The organism is Rhodovastum atsumiense, from assembly GCF_937425535.1.
GTDB lineage: Bacteria > Pseudomonadota > Alphaproteobacteria > Acetobacterales > Acetobacteraceae > Rhodovastum > Rhodovastum atsumiense.
In genome coordinates, this window is sequence record NZ_OW485601.1 from 3,677,306 (window position 1) to 3,692,090 (window position 14,785).

The following is a 14,785-nucleotide window of genomic DNA, read 5'->3' on the forward strand; positions in this document are numbered from 1 at the left end:
TTGGCGTGGGTGCCGGCAGGTCGCTGCTGACGGGGCGGATCGTAGCGCTACGATTGGCGCTGTCAAGCAAGCTTCTGGGAAGGTTTTTCACCTCCTGGTGGCGTGGGGGTGGCGGCAGCGGTGGCAGCCACGATATGCAAAGTCCCGGTTTCCAGGAGCGTGCCATGGGCTATACGCTGATCACCGCCAATCGGAATTATTCATCCTGGTCACTGCGGCCCTGGGTGTTGATGCACACGCTTGGCATCCCGTTCGAGGATCGCGTCGAACCGTTCCTTCCCGCCGATAATTTCACGGCGTTCCGGCGCTTTTCCCCGACCGGGCAGGTGCCGGTGCTGCTGGACGGTGAACGCACCATCTGGGATTCGCTCGGCATCACGCTATACCTGGCGGAACGCCATGCCGGCGTGTGGCCCGGCGACGCGGATGCACGAGCCTGGGCGCAGGCGGCGGTGGCGGAGATGCATGGCGGCTTCGGCGCGCTGCGGTCCCGGTGCACGATGAACGTGGGCGTGCGCGTGCGGCCCCATCCGTTCGGCCCCGCGCTGCTGCGCGACGTGGCGCGGCTGGATGAACTCTGGGCCGAAGGGCTGGCGCGCTTCGGCGGCCCGTTCCTGGCGGGGGCGGACTTCACTGCGGCGGATGCGTTCTATGCGCCGGTGGTGTTCCGGGTGCGCACCTACGGCCTGGAGGTGGGCGAGGCCGGGCGCGTCTGGGTGGACCGCATGTTGGCGCATCCGGCGATGCGTGAATGGGAGGCGGCGGCGCTGGCGGAAACGGCGCGCGAGCCGGGGCACGAGGCCGAACTCGCTGGCTGCGGCACGGTTATCGAGGACCATCGCGCCCGCTAGCCGTCCGGCTGGCGGATGCCCTGGTGTCGTGGAAGAGTGCCCTGCCTGTCCCGCAAGGAGTCCTCCCGTGCCCCGCATCGCCTGCCTCCATACCATCGAGAGCAATGTTCCGGTGTTCGACGCAGCCTTGCGGGCCTCGGGGCTGGTGGGGGTGGAGCTGCACCACGTGGTGCGGGCCGACCTGCTCGCCGATGCGGAGCGGGCAGGCGGGCTCACGCCCGACATCGCCGCCCGGGCCGCCGATGCCTTGCGGGCGCTGTGCGCCGGGGCGGACGCGGTGCTGCTGACCTGCTCGACGCTGGGGCCGGCGGCCGCGATGGCCGCGGAGGGGGCCCTGGTTCCGGTCCTGCGCGTCGATGCGGCGCTGGCGGCCGAGGCCGTCCGGCAGGGCGGGACGGTGGTGGTGCTCTGCGCCGTCGAGACGACGGTGGAGCCGACGCGGCGCCTGTTCGAGACGGCCGCCCGGGCCACCGGGGCCAGGGTGGTCGTGCAGGTGGTTCCGGATGCCTGGGACGCGTTCAAGGCCGGGCAGCGGGATCGCTACCTGGAGATGATCGCGCGGGCCGCCGGCGAGGCGCTGCGGGCCGGGGCCACCTGCGTTGCCCTGGCGCAGGCGTCCATGGCGGGGGCGAGCGACCTGCTTCCCGTGGGGCAGCGGCCGCTCAACAGCCCGCTGGTCGGCCTTGTCGCCGCGGCCGCGGCGTCGGATCCGGGCAGCGGCGGGAGGGAATGACGCTGATCGTTCGGCATGCACACGGGGGATGCATTGGGCCAATTGTCCGGGTGCTGGTACGTCCCACGTAAAGAGCGTTCGATCCGGAGGAAACCATGCCGCCCGCGCTGATCTTCGATGTTGACGGCACGCTTGCCGAAACCGAGGAATTGCACCGTCAGGCATTCAACCAGACCTTCGCCGCGGCGGGATTGCCCTGGCACTGGGACCGCGCGCTCTATCGGCGGTTGCTCGCGGTCGCCGGCGGCAAGGAGCGGCTTGCCGCTTTCGTGGCGGCGCAGGCGCCGGAGCGCGCCGGGGAGGTGGACATCCCCGCCCTGCATGCGGCGAAGACCGCCCGCTACACGCAGATGATTGCCGCCGGCGCGGTGACGTTGCGCCCCGGCATCGCCCGCCTGCTGGCCGAGGCACGGCAGGCCGGCGTTCCGGTCGCCATTGCCACCACCACCAGCCTGCCGAATGTCGAGGCGCTGTTGCGCGCGACGCTGGGCGAGGCGGGGCCCGGGGCCTTCGCGGTGATCGGGGCGGGCGATGTCGTTCCGGCCAAGAAGCCGGCCCCCGACATCTACGCCCATGTGCTGCGGCGACTGGCGATTCCGGCGTCCGCCTGCATCGCCTTCGAGGATTCCACCATCGGGCTTGCGGCCGCGCGCGCGGCCGGCATTCCCACCGTCGTCACCCCCAGCCTATATACCGATGAGGACGACTTCACTGGCGCGCTCGCCGTGGTGAGCGATCTTGGCGATCCGCAGGCCCCGTATCGTCACCTGGCCGGGGCGGGCGCCGGGGACGGCATGGTGACGATCGACACCCTGGCGCGCTGGAGCGCCGCCGTGGAGGGTCGCCGCTCCCCTTGACGCGGCGCCCCGGGGTCAGTCGCGGCGCGCGGTCGGCCCGGCGGACCGGCCCGCGGCAACGCCCTGGAGGAAACCGAGGAACGCCCGCGCCACCCGCGGCAAGGTCTTGCCCTTCAGCCACACGGCGTTCCACCGCCGGCACAAGGAGAAGCCATCGACATCCAGCACCACGAGGCAGCCGCAGGACAGCTCCAGTTCCATGCTGGCGAGCGGCAGCACCGACAGGCCGAGCCCCGCGATCACCGCCTGCTTGATCGCCTCCGTGCTGCCGAGTTCCATGTAGGGGGCGATGGCCACGCCTTGCCCGGCCATGTGCTGGTCGAAGGCCGTGCGGGTTCCCGAACCGGCCTCGCGCACCAGCCAGCGTTCGCCGGCGATCAGTGCCGGCGGGATCGCCGGCATGCCGGCCAGCGGATGATCCGGATGGGCGGCAACGACAAGCCGGTTTTCCAGGAACGGGCATGTCTCGATCGCAAGATGGGTCGGCACCTGCCCCATGATGACGAAGTCGTCCTGGTTGTCGGCGAGCCGTTCGACCACGCGGGCGCGGTTGGTCACGATCAGCCGCGGCACCACCGCCTGATGCCCGGCGATGAACGCGCCCAGCAGGTGCGGAATGAAATACTTGGCGGTGGTCACCACGGACAGGCGCAGCGGCCCCTTCATGGTGTCGCCCAGCGCGTCGAGCGATTCCTCCAGCGCCTGCAGCCGGGCGAGGATATCGGCGCAGGCGGCATGCATCTCGTGCCCCGCCGGCGTGAGGAAGAAACGCCGCCCGATATGCTCGAACAGCTTGGCGCCGGCGTTCTCCTCCAGCCGCCGGAGCTGGATCGAAACCGCCTGCTGCGTGAGGTGAAGCTCCTCGGCGGCGCGGGTGAAATGGCGATGGCGTGCCACCGCCTCGAACAGTCGGAGTTGTTGCAGCGTCAGGTGCACGGCAGGTCCATAAGCTTTTGTCTATCGTTACAATTGAAACTATTAATTTCAGCTAATGCACGGGCCTTCCTGCCCTGCGCCTGCCTCGCCGGCATCGGGCCGGTGGGGTGGGGCTCGGGAGGGCAATGCCATGCGCAAGATCTATCAGGCGGGTGTGCGGGAATACCGCGAGACCTATTGGGATCCGCACTACACGCCGAAGGACAGTGACGTCCTTGCCTGCTTCAAGGTGGTGCCGCAGCCAGGCGTTCCCCGCGAGGAAGCCGCCGCCGCGGGCTGTTCTTCGACCAGCCCTGGGGCCACATGGCCCCGGTTGATGCCAGTCGCTTTGGGCGGCATCCATGTCTGGCACATGCCGGCCCTGCTTGCGATCTTCGGCGACGACGCGGTGCTGCAGTTCGGCGGCGGCACGCTCGGCCATCCATGGGGCAATGCCGCCGGCGCCGCGGCGAACCGCAGCGCGCTGGAAGCCTGCGTGCGAGCCCGCAACGAAGGGCGCGACGTCGAACGCGAGGGCAAGGACATCCTCACCGCCGCCGCGCAGGCAAGCCCCGAGCTGAAGATGGCGATGGAGACGTGGCGGGAAATCCGCTTCGAGTTCGACGTCGTCGACAAGCTGGATGCGCCGCATCGCTGAGCGGCCAGCCGGACCGACCATCGCAAGAAACACGAGGACGAATCATGATCCCGATGAAGGACTATCCGTCGCGCCTGTCCGACCCGAACAGCCGCAGGCTGGGCACCTTCTCCTACCTGCCGCCGCTCGATGCCGCGCAGCTGCGCCGGCAGGTCGCCTACATCGTCGGCCGCGGCTGGACGCCCGCGATCGAGCACACCGACCCGGCACATGCCACCGGCCATTACCGGTACATGTGGAAACTGCCGATGTTCGGCGAGACCGATGTCGATCGGATCCTCGGCGAAATCGAGGCGTGCCGCGCGGCCAATCCGGGCCATCACCTCCGGCTGATCGGCTACGACAACATCGCCCAGTCCCAGGGCACCAGCATGGTGGTGCATCGCGCCCCCATCCGCGCCTAGGTCAGCTCGGTACGCGGGCAGGCAGGATCGTCCCCCGGGCCGGATGGCCGCCGGCTGCCTGTCCATTTCCGGAGAGTCCGCATCATGAACGACGTCGACAACACCGGGTACACTGTCTCCGCGCAGCCCTACTACCGCCCGGTCGGCAGCGAGATCGAGCTTTACACCGCCGCCTACGCGGTGCGCATGCCGATGATGCTCAAGGGCCCGACCGGCTGCGGCAAGTCGCGCTTCGTCGAGTACATGGCCTGGAAGCTCGGCCGCCCGGTCAGGCGCAGCTGCGCCGCCGGGTCGGCCTGATAGAGTTCATCAACGAGACCGATGTCGAGAACGCCGGCGAGGACGCGCAGGAAATCTGGGTGCTCGGCACCGAGCTGTTTCCCTACGAGGACGATGGCATCTCGTTCAACCAGCGCGCGGGCGTGCGCGCCGTGTCGGCCCCGGTGCATTACCGGGAATGGGGCCACAAGGTGCAGTCCTATCGTCCGAACTGGGCGATGCTGCGTGAGCACGCACCGGCCCGCGGCGATGCCGGCAGCATCGATGCGCTGCTTGCCGCCCACGCGGCGGTTGGCCAGCGCATCCGGCGGATCATTGACCGGCTGCGGCCGCAGGGCATCACCCGGATGCGGCGGCTGGAGGATGGCGAGGATCTCAATCTGACCGCCGCGGTGGATGCCATGGTGATGCTGCGGCTCGGACGCCAGCCGGATGCGCGCATCACCATGCGCACCGTCATCCACCGGCGCGATCTCGCTGACCTGATCCTGCTCGATCTCTCGGAATCGACCAACGAGGCGGTGCGCGGCACGTCCGGGTCCGTGCTGGATCTCACCCGCGCGGCCACCGCCCTGCTTGCCACCGCGCTCAGCGGCATCGGCGATCCCTTCGCCGTGCACGGCTTCGCCTCCGACGGCCGGCACGACGTCCGCTACGTCCGCTTCAAGGATTTCGCCGAACGCTTCGACGCCCCCGTGAAGGCCCGGCTCGCCGGGATGAGCGGGGGGCTGTCCACGCGCATGGGCACGGCGATCCGGCACGCCGGCCGGCAGCTCGCCCGCCGCCCCGAGGGGCACCGCCTGCTGCTGGTGGTGACCGATGGCGCCCCCGCCGACGTGGACGAGCGCGACCCGCAGCATCTGCGCATGGACGCCCGCACGGCGGTCGAGGAACTCCGCGCCGCCGGCATCCGCAGCTATTGCCTCAGCCTCGATCCGCTGGCCGACCGGTATGTCGAGCGCATCTTCGGCGCCGGCGGCTATGCCGTGATCGACCATGTCCGCCGCCTGCCGGAGCGGCTGCCGACCTTGTTCGCGAAGCTGACACGCTGATCCGGCAAGGTCTGCACGCCGGCCTCATCAGGCGGGGCGCCGTCCCGCCGCTTCGTCCAGCGCGCGAATCGCCGCTTCCGGCAGGCTGCAGTCAGCGGCGGCGAGATTCTCCCGCAGATGCGCGAGCGACGCCGTGCCGGGGATCAGCAGGATATTGGGCGCGCGCCGCAGCAACCATGCGAGCGCGACCTGCATCGGCGTGGCCCCGAGCCGTTCGGCGACGGCGGCGAGAGTGGCGGATTGCAGCGGGCTGAAGCCGCCGAGCGGAAAGAACGGCACATAGGCGATGCCGTCGCGGGCCAGCGCGTCGATCAGGGCGTCGTCGGCGCGGTGCACGAGGTTGTAGTGGTTCTGCACGCAGACGATTTCCGTGATCCGCCGCCCTTCCGCGACCTGCGTGGCGGTGACGTTGCTCAGCCCGACATGGCGCACCAGCCCCTGCCGTTGCAGCTCCGCCAGCACGGTGAGCGGCGCCTCGATCGACCCTTCGGCGGGGTCGTGCGTGTCGAACATGATCCGCAGGTTGACCACGTCCAGCACGTCGCGGCCGAGATGGCGCAGGTTGTCGTGCACCGCCCCGGTCAGCTCCGCGGCGGAGAAGGCCGGCAGCCATGACCCGTCCGCGCCGCGTCGCGCGCCGATCTTGGTGACGATGACCAGATCGTCGGGATAGGGCGCGAGCGCCTCGCGGATCAGCTTGTTGGTGACGTGCGGGCCATAGAAATCGCTGGTGTCGATGTGGTTCACCCCGGACGCGACCGCCTCGCGCAGCACCGCGAGGCAGGTTGCCGGGTCCCGCGGCGGGCCGAACACCCCCGGGCCCGCGAGCTGCATGGCCCCGTAGCCGAGCCGCTTCACGTTCTGCCTGCCCAGGCGGAAGCTGCCGGACTGGTTGATGCTGGACATGACCGATCTCCCTTTGATGTCGGCACGGAGCTGGGTGTTTCCGCGGCGCGCGATAACCGGGCATAATCCGCACGGGCTGTGCGGAAGGACGAACAGTGAAGGGGGAACTCGGCGACCTGGCCGCCTTCGTCGCGGTGGCGCGCGCCCGGGGCTTCCGCGACGGCGCGCGCGTGACCGGCGTCAGCGCGTCGGGGCTCAGCGAGGCGGTGCGCCGGCTGGAGGCGCGGCTCGGCGTGCGCCTGCTGCACCGCACGACGCGCAGCGTGGTCCTCACGGAAGCGGGCAAGCGCCTGCTGGAACGGCTCGGTCCGGCTTTGGCCGAGATGGAGGCGGCGCTCGACGTGGCCAACGGGTTCCGCGACCGGCCGGCGGGGGTGTTGCGGCTCAACGTGCCGGTCAGTGCGGCCCGGCTGGTGCTGCCGGCGATCGTGCCGGGGTTTCTCGCCGCCTATCCCGACATCCGGCTGGAGGTGATCGCCGAGGAAAGCTTCGTCGACGTGCTCGCCGCCGGCTGCGATGCCGGCATCCGCTACGACGAGCGGCTGGAGCAGGACATGATCGCCGTGCCGATCGGCCCCCGCATCCAGCGCTTCGCCACCGCCGCGGCACCCGCCTATCTCGATCGCCGCGGCCGTCCGGCGCATCCGCGTGACCTGCTCGGCCATGCCTGCCTGCGCGGCCGCTTCCCCAGCGGGGCAATGATGTCCTGGGAATTCGAACGCGAGGGCGAAGTGGTGCGGGTCGATCCGACCGGGCCGCTGCTGGTGCAGATCGGCGGGGCCACCGACCTGCTGGTCGATGCTGCGGTCGCCGGCAGCGGCATCGTCACCCTGTTCGAGGAATGGCTGCGCCCGCACCTCGACAGCGGCGCCCTGGAACCCGTCCTGGAGCCCTGGTGGCTGCGCTTCCCGGGGCCGTTCCTCTATTACCCGGGACGGCGCCTGGTGCCCGCGCCGCTGCGGGCCTTCATCGACTTCATCAAGGCATCGGCCGCGCCGCCAATGTCCGGTCGCGGCCTGGAGGATGACCGATGAGGCGAACGTGCCGCCTGCTTGCCTGTGGCGTCGCCATGCCCGTGCTGTATGCGCTGACGCTCTTCATCGCCCGCATCCTCAACCCGGGTTTCGACCTGCTGCACCGGGCGCCGAGCGAACTCGGAAGCGCGGGCGTGGCGTATCCGCTCGTCTACAATGCCGGCATGCTTGCCACGGCGATGGCCGGGCTGCTCGCCGGCCTGGGCCTGATGTCGCCCGGGATCCCCGGCCGCGGCGCGCCGTGGCGCATCGGGGCCGGGGCCAGCGTGTTGCTCGCTTCCATCGCCCTTGCCATGGCGGGGCTGTTTCCGCTTCCCAGCCCGCTGCATCATGGATTTGGCCTGACCACGGCGGCGGTCCTGACGCCGCTTTTCGGTGCGGCGGCGCTGTGGCGGTCCGTCGACCGTGCGGCCGCCCTGGCGCTGGTCGCCGGCTTCTTCCTCATCATCGGGTTGGTGGCAGGGGCGGCGCCGCCCTTGCTGCCCGGCGCGGTGATGTTTGCCGCGATCGCCTGGCTGTGCGGTGCTCAGCGCCGCGCGATCACCGCGTGCCAGCGCGTCGGCAGGCGGTCATAGCCCAAGCCGTCCCAGCTCTCGAACGCCAGGCTCGACCATGGCGCGCCGCCCGACCACATCGCTGCCAGCGCCGCGCGATCGAGGTAGTTGTAGTAGCGGCCGAACCCGTCATGGCCTTCCTGCGTGCCGTCCTTGAAGCTGGCCCAGGCGTACCCGCCCGGCTTCAGCGCCCGGTGCAGGCGGCTGATGATGCCGGGCAGCGCCGCCCGCCGCGCGTGCAGCAGGGAAGCGGAGGCATAGATCCCGTCGAAGTCCTGCTCGGCCTCCAACTGGTCGAAGGCCATCAGTCGCACCGTCCGCCCGAGCCGGGCCTCTGCCTGCCGCGCCAGGGCGGCCGAGCCGTCGGTCGGCTCCACCGCGAACCCGGCCTGCAGCATTGCCAGCGCGTCCCGGCCGCTGCCCGATCCCAGTTCCAGGATGCGCCCGCCGGCGGGCAGCAGCGCCAGGAACGCCGCCAGCCGCGGATTGACGTCGCCCTGCTCCACGTAGGTGGTGGCATGGCGGTCGTAGAAATCCAGCGAGGGATCGCTCATCGCTTCGTCTCCGCCAGCACCCGGTCGAGCAGGCCGCGCCAGAAGGCCGGCGCGACCGTCTCGTGGCCGAAGACGATCCGGTAGACCACCGGCGCGACCACGTGGTCCATCAGCGCGTCGAGCCCGGGGACCGGCTCGCCCCGTTCGGCGGCCCGCCCCACGATCGCTTCCAGTTGCTGGCGGATATAGGCGGCGCAACTGCCGGCATTGCGGTCGCGCGGGTCGCAGGCCAACGCGTCGGCGGTCATCGCCCGTCCCGGCGCCGAGCAGATCTCGTCGACATACTGCTCCAGCCAGGCATCCAGGTCGCCGCGCAATGTGCCGGTGCGGGCCGGCTCGGCATCGGGGCGCAGCCGCGCCACCGCGACATCGGCCAGCAGCGACGGCAGGTCGTGCCAGCGCCGGTAAATCGTCGAGGGCGTCACCCCGGCCGCCGCCGCGATCATCGGGATGGTCAGCTCGGCCCGGTCCATCCGTGCCAGCAGCTCGCGGGTCGCCGCATGCACCGCCGCCTGCACGCGCGCGCTGCGCCCGCCGGGCCGGATGCCATCCTTCACCACCATCGTGCCGCGCGTTCCTTTCCGCTCAGGCGCCGTCGCGGCCAGGGAATGACCGCTAACGCAAAAAATTTGCTTTTGCTCCGACAATCGGCTAGGTCGGGCAAAAGCCAATTATTCGCTTTAAGCCCTGGAGCCCCCCATGTCCATCGCCTCATCTGCGACGGCAGGCGCCGTCGCGCCGCCGGGCCGTGCCGCCGCGCCGTTCCTCGCCGCCACGCTGGTGACGCTGATGGCGGCGGCGGCCGCGCCGACCCCGCTTTATCGCCTTTACCAGCAGAGCTGGGGGTTCTCGCCGGCGATGCTGACCGTGGTGTTCGCGGTCTATGCGCTCAGCCTGCTGGCGGTGCTGCTCACGGCCGGGTCGCTCTCCGACCATGTCGGCCGGCGGCCGGTGATCTTCGCCGCCCTGCTGCTGGAAATCCTCGGCATGGGGTTGTTCGTGGCGGCGGAGTCGCCGTCCATGCTGATCGCCGCGCGGATCGTGCAGGGGCTCGCCACCGGCGCCGCCACCAGCGCCCTGGCCGCGGCGCTGCTCGACAGCGCCCGCCGGCACGGGCCGCTGATCAACAGCCTGGTCACGCCGGTTGGCATGGCGCTCGGCGCCCTGGGCACCAGCGCCCTGGCCGAGCTGGCGCCCTGGCCGCTGCACCTGGTCTACATCCTGCTGGCCGGGCTGTTCGTCGTGCAGGCGGCGGCGCTCTGGCTGCTGCCGGAGATGACGGCCCCGCGCCCGGGTGCCTGGGCGTCGCTGCGCCCGTGCGTCGCCGTGCCGCCGCAGGCCCGCGCCGCGTTCCTGCGCCTTTCGCCGTTGAACGTCGCCATCTGGGCGCTGGGCGGCTTCTTCATGTCACTGGCGCCCTCGCTGGTGCGCGAGGCCACCGGAGCGGCGGCGTCGCTGGCCGGCGGGGCGGTGGTGGCGACCTTCACCGGCGCCGGCGCGCTGTCGATCCTGGCGCTGCGCCATCGTCCGGCCCGGACGGCGCTGCTGTCGGGCGCGATCCTGCTGCTGGCGGGGGTGGCGGTTCTGGCCGGCGGCGTGCACCTGGCGGCGCTGCCGCTTTTCCTGGCCGGGGCGCTGCTCGCCGGGCTGGGTTGGGGCGCCAGCTTCCTCGGCATCCTGCGGGCCTTGCTGCCGCTCGCCGGCGCGGAGGAACGGGCCGGGCTGGTGTCAGCCTACTACATCCAGGGCTATGTCGCCTTGGGGGCTCCGGCGATTGCTGCCGGGATGCTGGGGCGGTGGCTCGGGCTGGTGGTGGCCACCGATATCTACACGGCTGTGCTGCTGAGCCTGGCAGGGATGGGGCTGGCGCTGGTGGTGCTCGATGGACGAGGAGGGCAAGAGCTCCATCCTTGACCTGGCAGGGGGCAGGGGCCCCTCTTGGTCCACGTCGCGGTCCAGGCCCATTCGCGCTGCGCGGCACAGAATGGATTCCATGGGGCGAAGTCCTGGTGGGCTTGGGTCGCGAAGCGAGCCGATGGGCAACGCCCCGCCACTGCGGCTTATCCACCGGCAGGGGTCAGGAATCCCCCCTGCGCCGCGTCGGCCGGCCGCGATTTCCGCAAACGCCCCAGCAGATAGCGGCGGACCGGAACATCGTAGATTCTTTCCAGGCCCACCGAAAGCATCACCAGAAGAACGATGAACAGGATGCCGCCGTAAGGCGCGAAGGCATCAACGCTTTCCCACACCGGGGACATCATCTTTGCTATGGGCACGTGCAGCACGTAGATCGGGTAACTCGCGGACCCGAGGGCAAGGAGGATTGTCTCCCCGGTGCTGGTGGGGCGCCGTGCCCCGATCAGGACGCAGGCCGGGAAGATCAGGCAGACGCAGATGACGTCGATCAGCCAGTTCAGGTGGGGACTGGCCGGGGATGCCAGGATGATCCCGACGATGGGGAAAATCAGCCACGGTGACACCCGTCCGAAGCAACGCGAGAGGGATGGGGCCTGTCGGTAGAGCAGCAGGCCCATGGAGATGCCGAAGATGGACCGCAGCATGCCTGCGCCGGCATCCTGCCATGTCCACAGGAATCCCGCGTCGAGGTTGCCATGGCAACAGGCCAGGACAACGATCCCGGTTGCGGCAAGGAAGGCCACCCCCGCCAGGACGGCGCCCGTGAGCAGGAACCTGCAGCGGGCGTAAAGGAAATTTGCCAATACTTCAAAGAACAATGACCAGTACACACCGTTGATCGGAAACAGGCTCGGGTTGCCCGATGCTGGCCATGGAAGCAACATGATGGTGGCAAGTGCGGCGAATGAGAGGTCCGCCAGATGGCTGAAACTGTCCAGGTGCTTCGAAAACGCGCCGGCAAATGCTGCAACGATGCTCAATAAGGCGGAAAGCAGGAAAACCGGATAGAGCCTGATGGCGCGTATCAGCATGAAACGCCTGGCTGACATCATGCCTTCCCGAAGTTTCCGGTCATAGGCATGCGCAAGCACGAAGCCGCTGAGAATGAAAAACAGATCAACCGCAAGATAGCTTCGATAAAAGTTAAAATTCAAAAAGGGAATATGGCGTGTCAGAACGAATATGGCCGCAAGCCCGCGAATACCGTCCAGGTAGGCGTATCGATGCTGTGTCATGCATGCAACCTGCTGGGGCGGTGTGAATGTGCTGTTGGATCTGCTGAAGTAAATGTCAAAAATGCAGCTTTGGCGGGTCATGTTGCGAGGTCAATGTGCTTTATTGCGGCTTTCTGCACGATTCCATTCCCGCTATCCAATGGCCATGCCGCACGGATTGCGCGGGAGGATCGGATCGCCGGACGGTGGAAAGGGCGTTCGGCAAAGACATCAGGCCAGCGGCCCCGTCCGGAACAGGGTCACGCGCAGCCCCCCATGGGGAACCGGCGCGGTGGTCGGCAGGAACGGCAATCGGGTGGCGTGCGCCAGTGTCGGCTCGCTGGTGATGATCCCGACGCGCCAGCCGCTGAAGCGGCTCGCCAGCGTTTGCCCGAGGGCGCGATACAACGAGGACAATTGCTGCCTGTCGCCGACGCGCGTGCCGTAGGGAGGGTTGAGGATGACCAGACCCGGCGGCCCGGCGGGGGCAGTCAGTTCGCTGATCGTGCTCTGGTGGAATTCCGTGAACCCGGTGACGCCGGCGCGCTCTGCATTCGCGCGGCTCATGGCGATCGCCCCCGCATCCCGGTCGCTGCCGTAGAACCGGGCGGCCGGCACGCGCATGCTCTTTGCCTCGCGCATGCGCTGCCAGGACGCCGCGTCGAAGGTCATGAATTTCTCGAAGGCGAAATGACGCGACCGGCCGGGATTGAGCCGGGCCGCGATCTCCGCGGCCTCTATGACGAAGGTCCCTGATCCGCACATCGGATCGACCACGGGTTCGCTGCCGTCATAACCGCATTGCCGCAGGAACAGCGATGCCATGGTCTCGCGCATCGGCGCGAGGTTGACGGCTTCCTTGTAGCCGCGCTTGTGCAGCGGCTCGCCCGAGGTATCGACGCTGATGGTGCACATGTCGCGCTCGATCCGCGCCCTGACCAGGATTTCGGCGTCCGGCGAGGACGGCGCGCCAAGCGTGTCCCGGATGGCGGTTTCGATCCGCTCGGCCGCGGCGCCGGAGTGGTAGATGCGCGACCCCGCGCAGGTCGCCTCGACCCGGAACGCCACATCGGGGCGCAGCACGCGGCCCCACGGGACACGCCGCGCGCGCGCGTCGAGCTGCGCGAGATGGACGACGCGGAACGAGTCCAGTCGCGCCAGCACGCGTCCGGCCCCGCGGATCCACAGATTCGCGCGCCAGACTTCCGGCCAGCCCCCCTTGAAGATCACGCCGCCCGGAACGGCCCTGGGGCGCGGGAATCCCTTGCCGCGCACTTCCGCGCACAGCACGTCTTCCAAACCTGGCGTGGTGGCGAGGAAGATTTCGAAATCCTCGTCCTTCGTCGTCTCGTTTGCGTGGCCGGAAGAGAGGCTCATGGCGGCAGCTTTGTTGATCCGCGTCGACAAACATTCAGGAGTAATCGTGCTGTGCTCCCATATCAACCCACGAAAACGCTGCCCGTGGCGACGGCACGTAACGACAGATCCTTTTTCTTGTGGACATGACCCGGCGGGACGAAACGGGCAGGTCCATCCCGCCGATCGCCAGGATGAAGCGGCAGGAAGCTGTCTGCGGAGCGGACTGCGGGGCAGTAGGGATGGAGTTGATGACTCGAAGCCGGGCCGAAGCGTTGGTTAAGGCATGGGATAAATGTGCATGATTGACACTGGAGGCATAACTGATCTATTTATCAATAGTTATCTGTAACAAGCCTGCGATATATCGTTAGCTTGGCCGTTATATACTTGCGATATATATCGCATTCTTCGGTCATATCGAAATGGCGTCTTGAGCGTTTCTGAATTTCGTGCGAAGACCTGTTTCGATGAATGCGAGTGGTTTTCAACGAAACCGTTTTCGGGGGGCGATGACAGATCGCTTTCCCATCGGCGCGGCAGTCTGAAACAGCGCGGATGCTGCACCGGCCGGACCGTCCGGGCATGAGCCCTTGGCGGGATCAGTCGGGCACGAGCGGTTTGCCGGGAACTGCGGACAGGCATTGAAACAGCAAAAGGGACGGCCCTGATGGCCAATACCACGGCGGAGCTCGAGGCTCTCCTCATGCAGCGATCGCTGACCGATGCCGGGCTGCTGGCGGCGGCGGATGCGGCCGCGGATTTCCGCATCCTGCCGGATGCGACGGTGATCAAGATCGGCGGGCAGAGCGTCATCGATCGCGGCCGCGCCGCCGTCTATCCGCTGGTGGACGAGATCGTCGCCGCCCGCAAGGATCACAAGCTGCTGATCGGCACCGGCGCCGGCACGCGGGCGCGGCATCTCTACTCGATCGCGGCGGGGCTGGGCCTGCCGGCGGGCGTGCTCTCGCAGCTCGGTGCCTCGGTGGCCGACCAGAACGCCGCCATGCTGGGGCAGCTTCTGGCCAAGCACGGCATCTCCGCCGTCGATGGCGCCGGGCTCTCGGCGGTGCCGCTGTTCCTGGCCGAAGTGCACGCCGTGATCTTCAGCGGCATGCCGCCCTACAAGCTGTGGATGCGCCCCCCCGCCGAGGGCGTGATCCCGCCCTACCGCACCGACGCCGGATGCTTCCTGCTGGCCGAGCAGTTCGGCTGCAAGGCGATGATCTACGTCAAGGACGAGAACGGCCTCTACACCGCCAACCCGAAGACCGCGAAGGACGCCACCTTCATCCCGAAGATCTCGGTCGACGAGATGAAAGCGAAGGGGCTGCACGATTCCATCCTCGAGTTCCCGGTGCTCGATCTGCTCAAGGCGGCGCGCCATGTCCGTGAGGTGCAGGTCGTGAACGGCCTCGTTCCCGGCAACCTGACCCGCGCGCTCGCCGGTGAGCACGTCGGCACCATCATCACCGCGAGCTGAAGCGAGAGGAATCCTGCC

The 14,785-nt window shown here is 68.8% G+C and carries 17 protein-coding genes; 11 read left to right on the forward strand and 6 right to left on the reverse strand.

The window, feature by feature from the left end; translation table 11 throughout:
* Positions 1-164 precede the first annotated feature (164 nt).
* From NBY65_RS16705 to NBY65_RS16715, 3 genes are all read left to right on the forward strand, one after another.
* Complete coding sequence (locus tag NBY65_RS16705) at positions 165-851, forward strand: glutathione S-transferase family protein (RefSeq protein ID WP_150044347.1); 687 nt, start codon at positions 165-167, stop codon at positions 849-851.
* Between the two features lie 67 nt (positions 852-918).
* Positions 919-1,584 (forward strand): aspartate/glutamate racemase family protein, encoded by a 666-nt coding sequence (locus NBY65_RS16710; protein ID WP_150044345.1) that lies wholly within the window; start codon positions 919-921, stop codon positions 1,582-1,584.
* A 95-nt stretch (positions 1,585-1,679) separates the two neighbouring features.
* Positions 1,680-2,441: an HAD-IA family hydrolase gene (locus NBY65_RS16715; RefSeq protein WP_150044343.1), complete on the forward strand. Its 762-nt coding sequence runs from the start codon at positions 1,680-1,682 to the stop codon at positions 2,439-2,441.
* A gap of 15 nt (positions 2,442-2,456) precedes the next feature.
* Here NBY65_RS16715 and NBY65_RS16720 read toward each other — a convergent pair whose 3' ends face one another.
* Positions 2,457-3,377, reverse strand: coding sequence for a LysR family transcriptional regulator (locus NBY65_RS16720; protein WP_150044342.1), 921 nt, complete (start codon positions 3,375-3,377; stop codon positions 2,457-2,459).
* Between the two features lie 130 nt (positions 3,378-3,507).
* Here NBY65_RS16720 and NBY65_RS16725 point away from each other — a divergent pair, with 130 nt between their 5' ends.
* The 4 genes from NBY65_RS16725 (at position 3,508) to NBY65_RS16740 (ending at position 5,749) form a co-directional block, all read left to right on the forward strand.
* A complete protein-coding gene (locus NBY65_RS16725; RefSeq protein ID WP_203330691.1) occupies positions 3,508-4,014 on the forward strand; it encodes a RuBisCO large subunit C-terminal-like domain-containing protein in 507 nt (168 codons plus the stop codon).
* A 44-nt stretch (positions 4,015-4,058) separates the two neighbouring features.
* Entirely contained in the window at positions 4,059-4,418 is a 360-nt protein-coding gene (locus tag NBY65_RS16730) for a ribulose bisphosphate carboxylase small subunit (RefSeq protein WP_150044340.1), read from the forward strand.
* Positions 4,419-4,502: 84 nt separating this feature from the next.
* Complete coding sequence (locus tag NBY65_RS16735; protein ID WP_203330693.1) at positions 4,503-4,718, forward strand: hypothetical protein; 216 nt, start codon at positions 4,503-4,505, stop codon at positions 4,716-4,718.
* Between the two features lie 59 nt (positions 4,719-4,777).
* The gene (locus NBY65_RS16740) at positions 4,778-5,749 is read left to right on the forward strand and encodes a nitric oxide reductase activation protein NorD (protein ID WP_239003083.1); all 972 of its coding nucleotides are present in this window, start codon (positions 4,778-4,780) and stop codon (positions 5,747-5,749) included.
* 27 nt (positions 5,750-5,776) lie between these two features.
* On the opposite strand, the gene NBY65_RS16745 is transcribed toward NBY65_RS16740, so the two are convergent.
* A complete protein-coding gene (locus NBY65_RS16745) occupies positions 5,777-6,655 on the reverse strand; it encodes an aldo/keto reductase family oxidoreductase (RefSeq protein WP_150044336.1) in 879 nt (292 codons plus the stop codon).
* Positions 6,656-6,750: 95 nt separating this feature from the next.
* Between NBY65_RS16745 and NBY65_RS16750 the strand changes: the two genes are divergently transcribed.
* Positions 6,751-7,689 carry a LysR family transcriptional regulator gene (locus NBY65_RS16750; protein WP_150044334.1) on the forward strand — a complete coding sequence of 313 codons (939 nt, stop codon included), beginning with the start codon at positions 6,751-6,753 and terminating at the stop codon, positions 7,687-7,689.
* Positions 7,686-8,264, forward strand: a complete 579-nt coding sequence (locus tag NBY65_RS16755; RefSeq protein WP_150044332.1) for a DUF998 domain-containing protein — start codon at positions 7,686-7,688, stop codon at positions 8,262-8,264. Before NBY65_RS16750 ends, NBY65_RS16755 begins: the two co-directional genes overlap by 4 nt.
* Here NBY65_RS16755 and NBY65_RS16760 read toward each other — a convergent pair.
* Together NBY65_RS16760 and NBY65_RS16765 are read right to left on the reverse strand one after the other, a co-directional pair.
* Positions 8,216-8,797 carry a class I SAM-dependent methyltransferase gene (locus tag NBY65_RS16760; protein ID WP_150044330.1) on the reverse strand — a complete coding sequence of 194 codons (582 nt, stop codon included), beginning with the start codon at positions 8,795-8,797 and terminating at the stop codon, positions 8,216-8,218. The two genes, NBY65_RS16755 and NBY65_RS16760, sit on opposite strands and share 49 nt — an antisense overlap.
* Positions 8,794-9,360 (reverse strand): TetR/AcrR family transcriptional regulator, encoded by a 567-nt coding sequence (locus NBY65_RS16765; protein WP_150044329.1) that lies wholly within the window; start codon positions 9,358-9,360, stop codon positions 8,794-8,796. Before NBY65_RS16765 ends, NBY65_RS16760 begins: the two co-directional genes overlap by 4 nt.
* Before the next feature lie 136 nt (positions 9,361-9,496).
* On the opposite strand from NBY65_RS16765, the gene NBY65_RS16770 reads away from it, so the two are divergent.
* Positions 9,497-10,711 (forward strand): MFS transporter, encoded by a 1,215-nt coding sequence (locus NBY65_RS16770; protein ID WP_150044327.1) that lies wholly within the window; start codon positions 9,497-9,499, stop codon positions 10,709-10,711.
* Positions 10,712-10,857: 146 nt separating this feature from the next.
* Here the strand turns inward: NBY65_RS16770 and NBY65_RS16775 are convergent, their stop codons facing one another.
* A complete protein-coding gene (locus NBY65_RS16775) occupies positions 10,858-11,949 on the reverse strand; it encodes an acyltransferase family protein (protein WP_162530825.1) in 1,092 nt (363 codons plus the stop codon).
* A gap of 210 nt (positions 11,950-12,159) precedes the next feature.
* Positions 12,160-13,305 carry a THUMP domain-containing class I SAM-dependent RNA methyltransferase gene (locus NBY65_RS16780; protein WP_150044323.1) on the reverse strand — a complete coding sequence of 382 codons (1,146 nt, stop codon included), beginning with the start codon at positions 13,303-13,305 and terminating at the stop codon, positions 12,160-12,162.
* A 649-nt stretch (positions 13,306-13,954) separates the two neighbouring features.
* Between NBY65_RS16780 and NBY65_RS16785 the strand changes: the two genes are divergently transcribed.
* Positions 13,955-14,767, forward strand: a complete 813-nt coding sequence (locus tag NBY65_RS16785; RefSeq protein ID WP_150044321.1) for an amino acid kinase family protein — start codon at positions 13,955-13,957, stop codon at positions 14,765-14,767.
* The last annotated feature ends 18 nt before the right edge of the window (positions 14,768-14,785 follow it).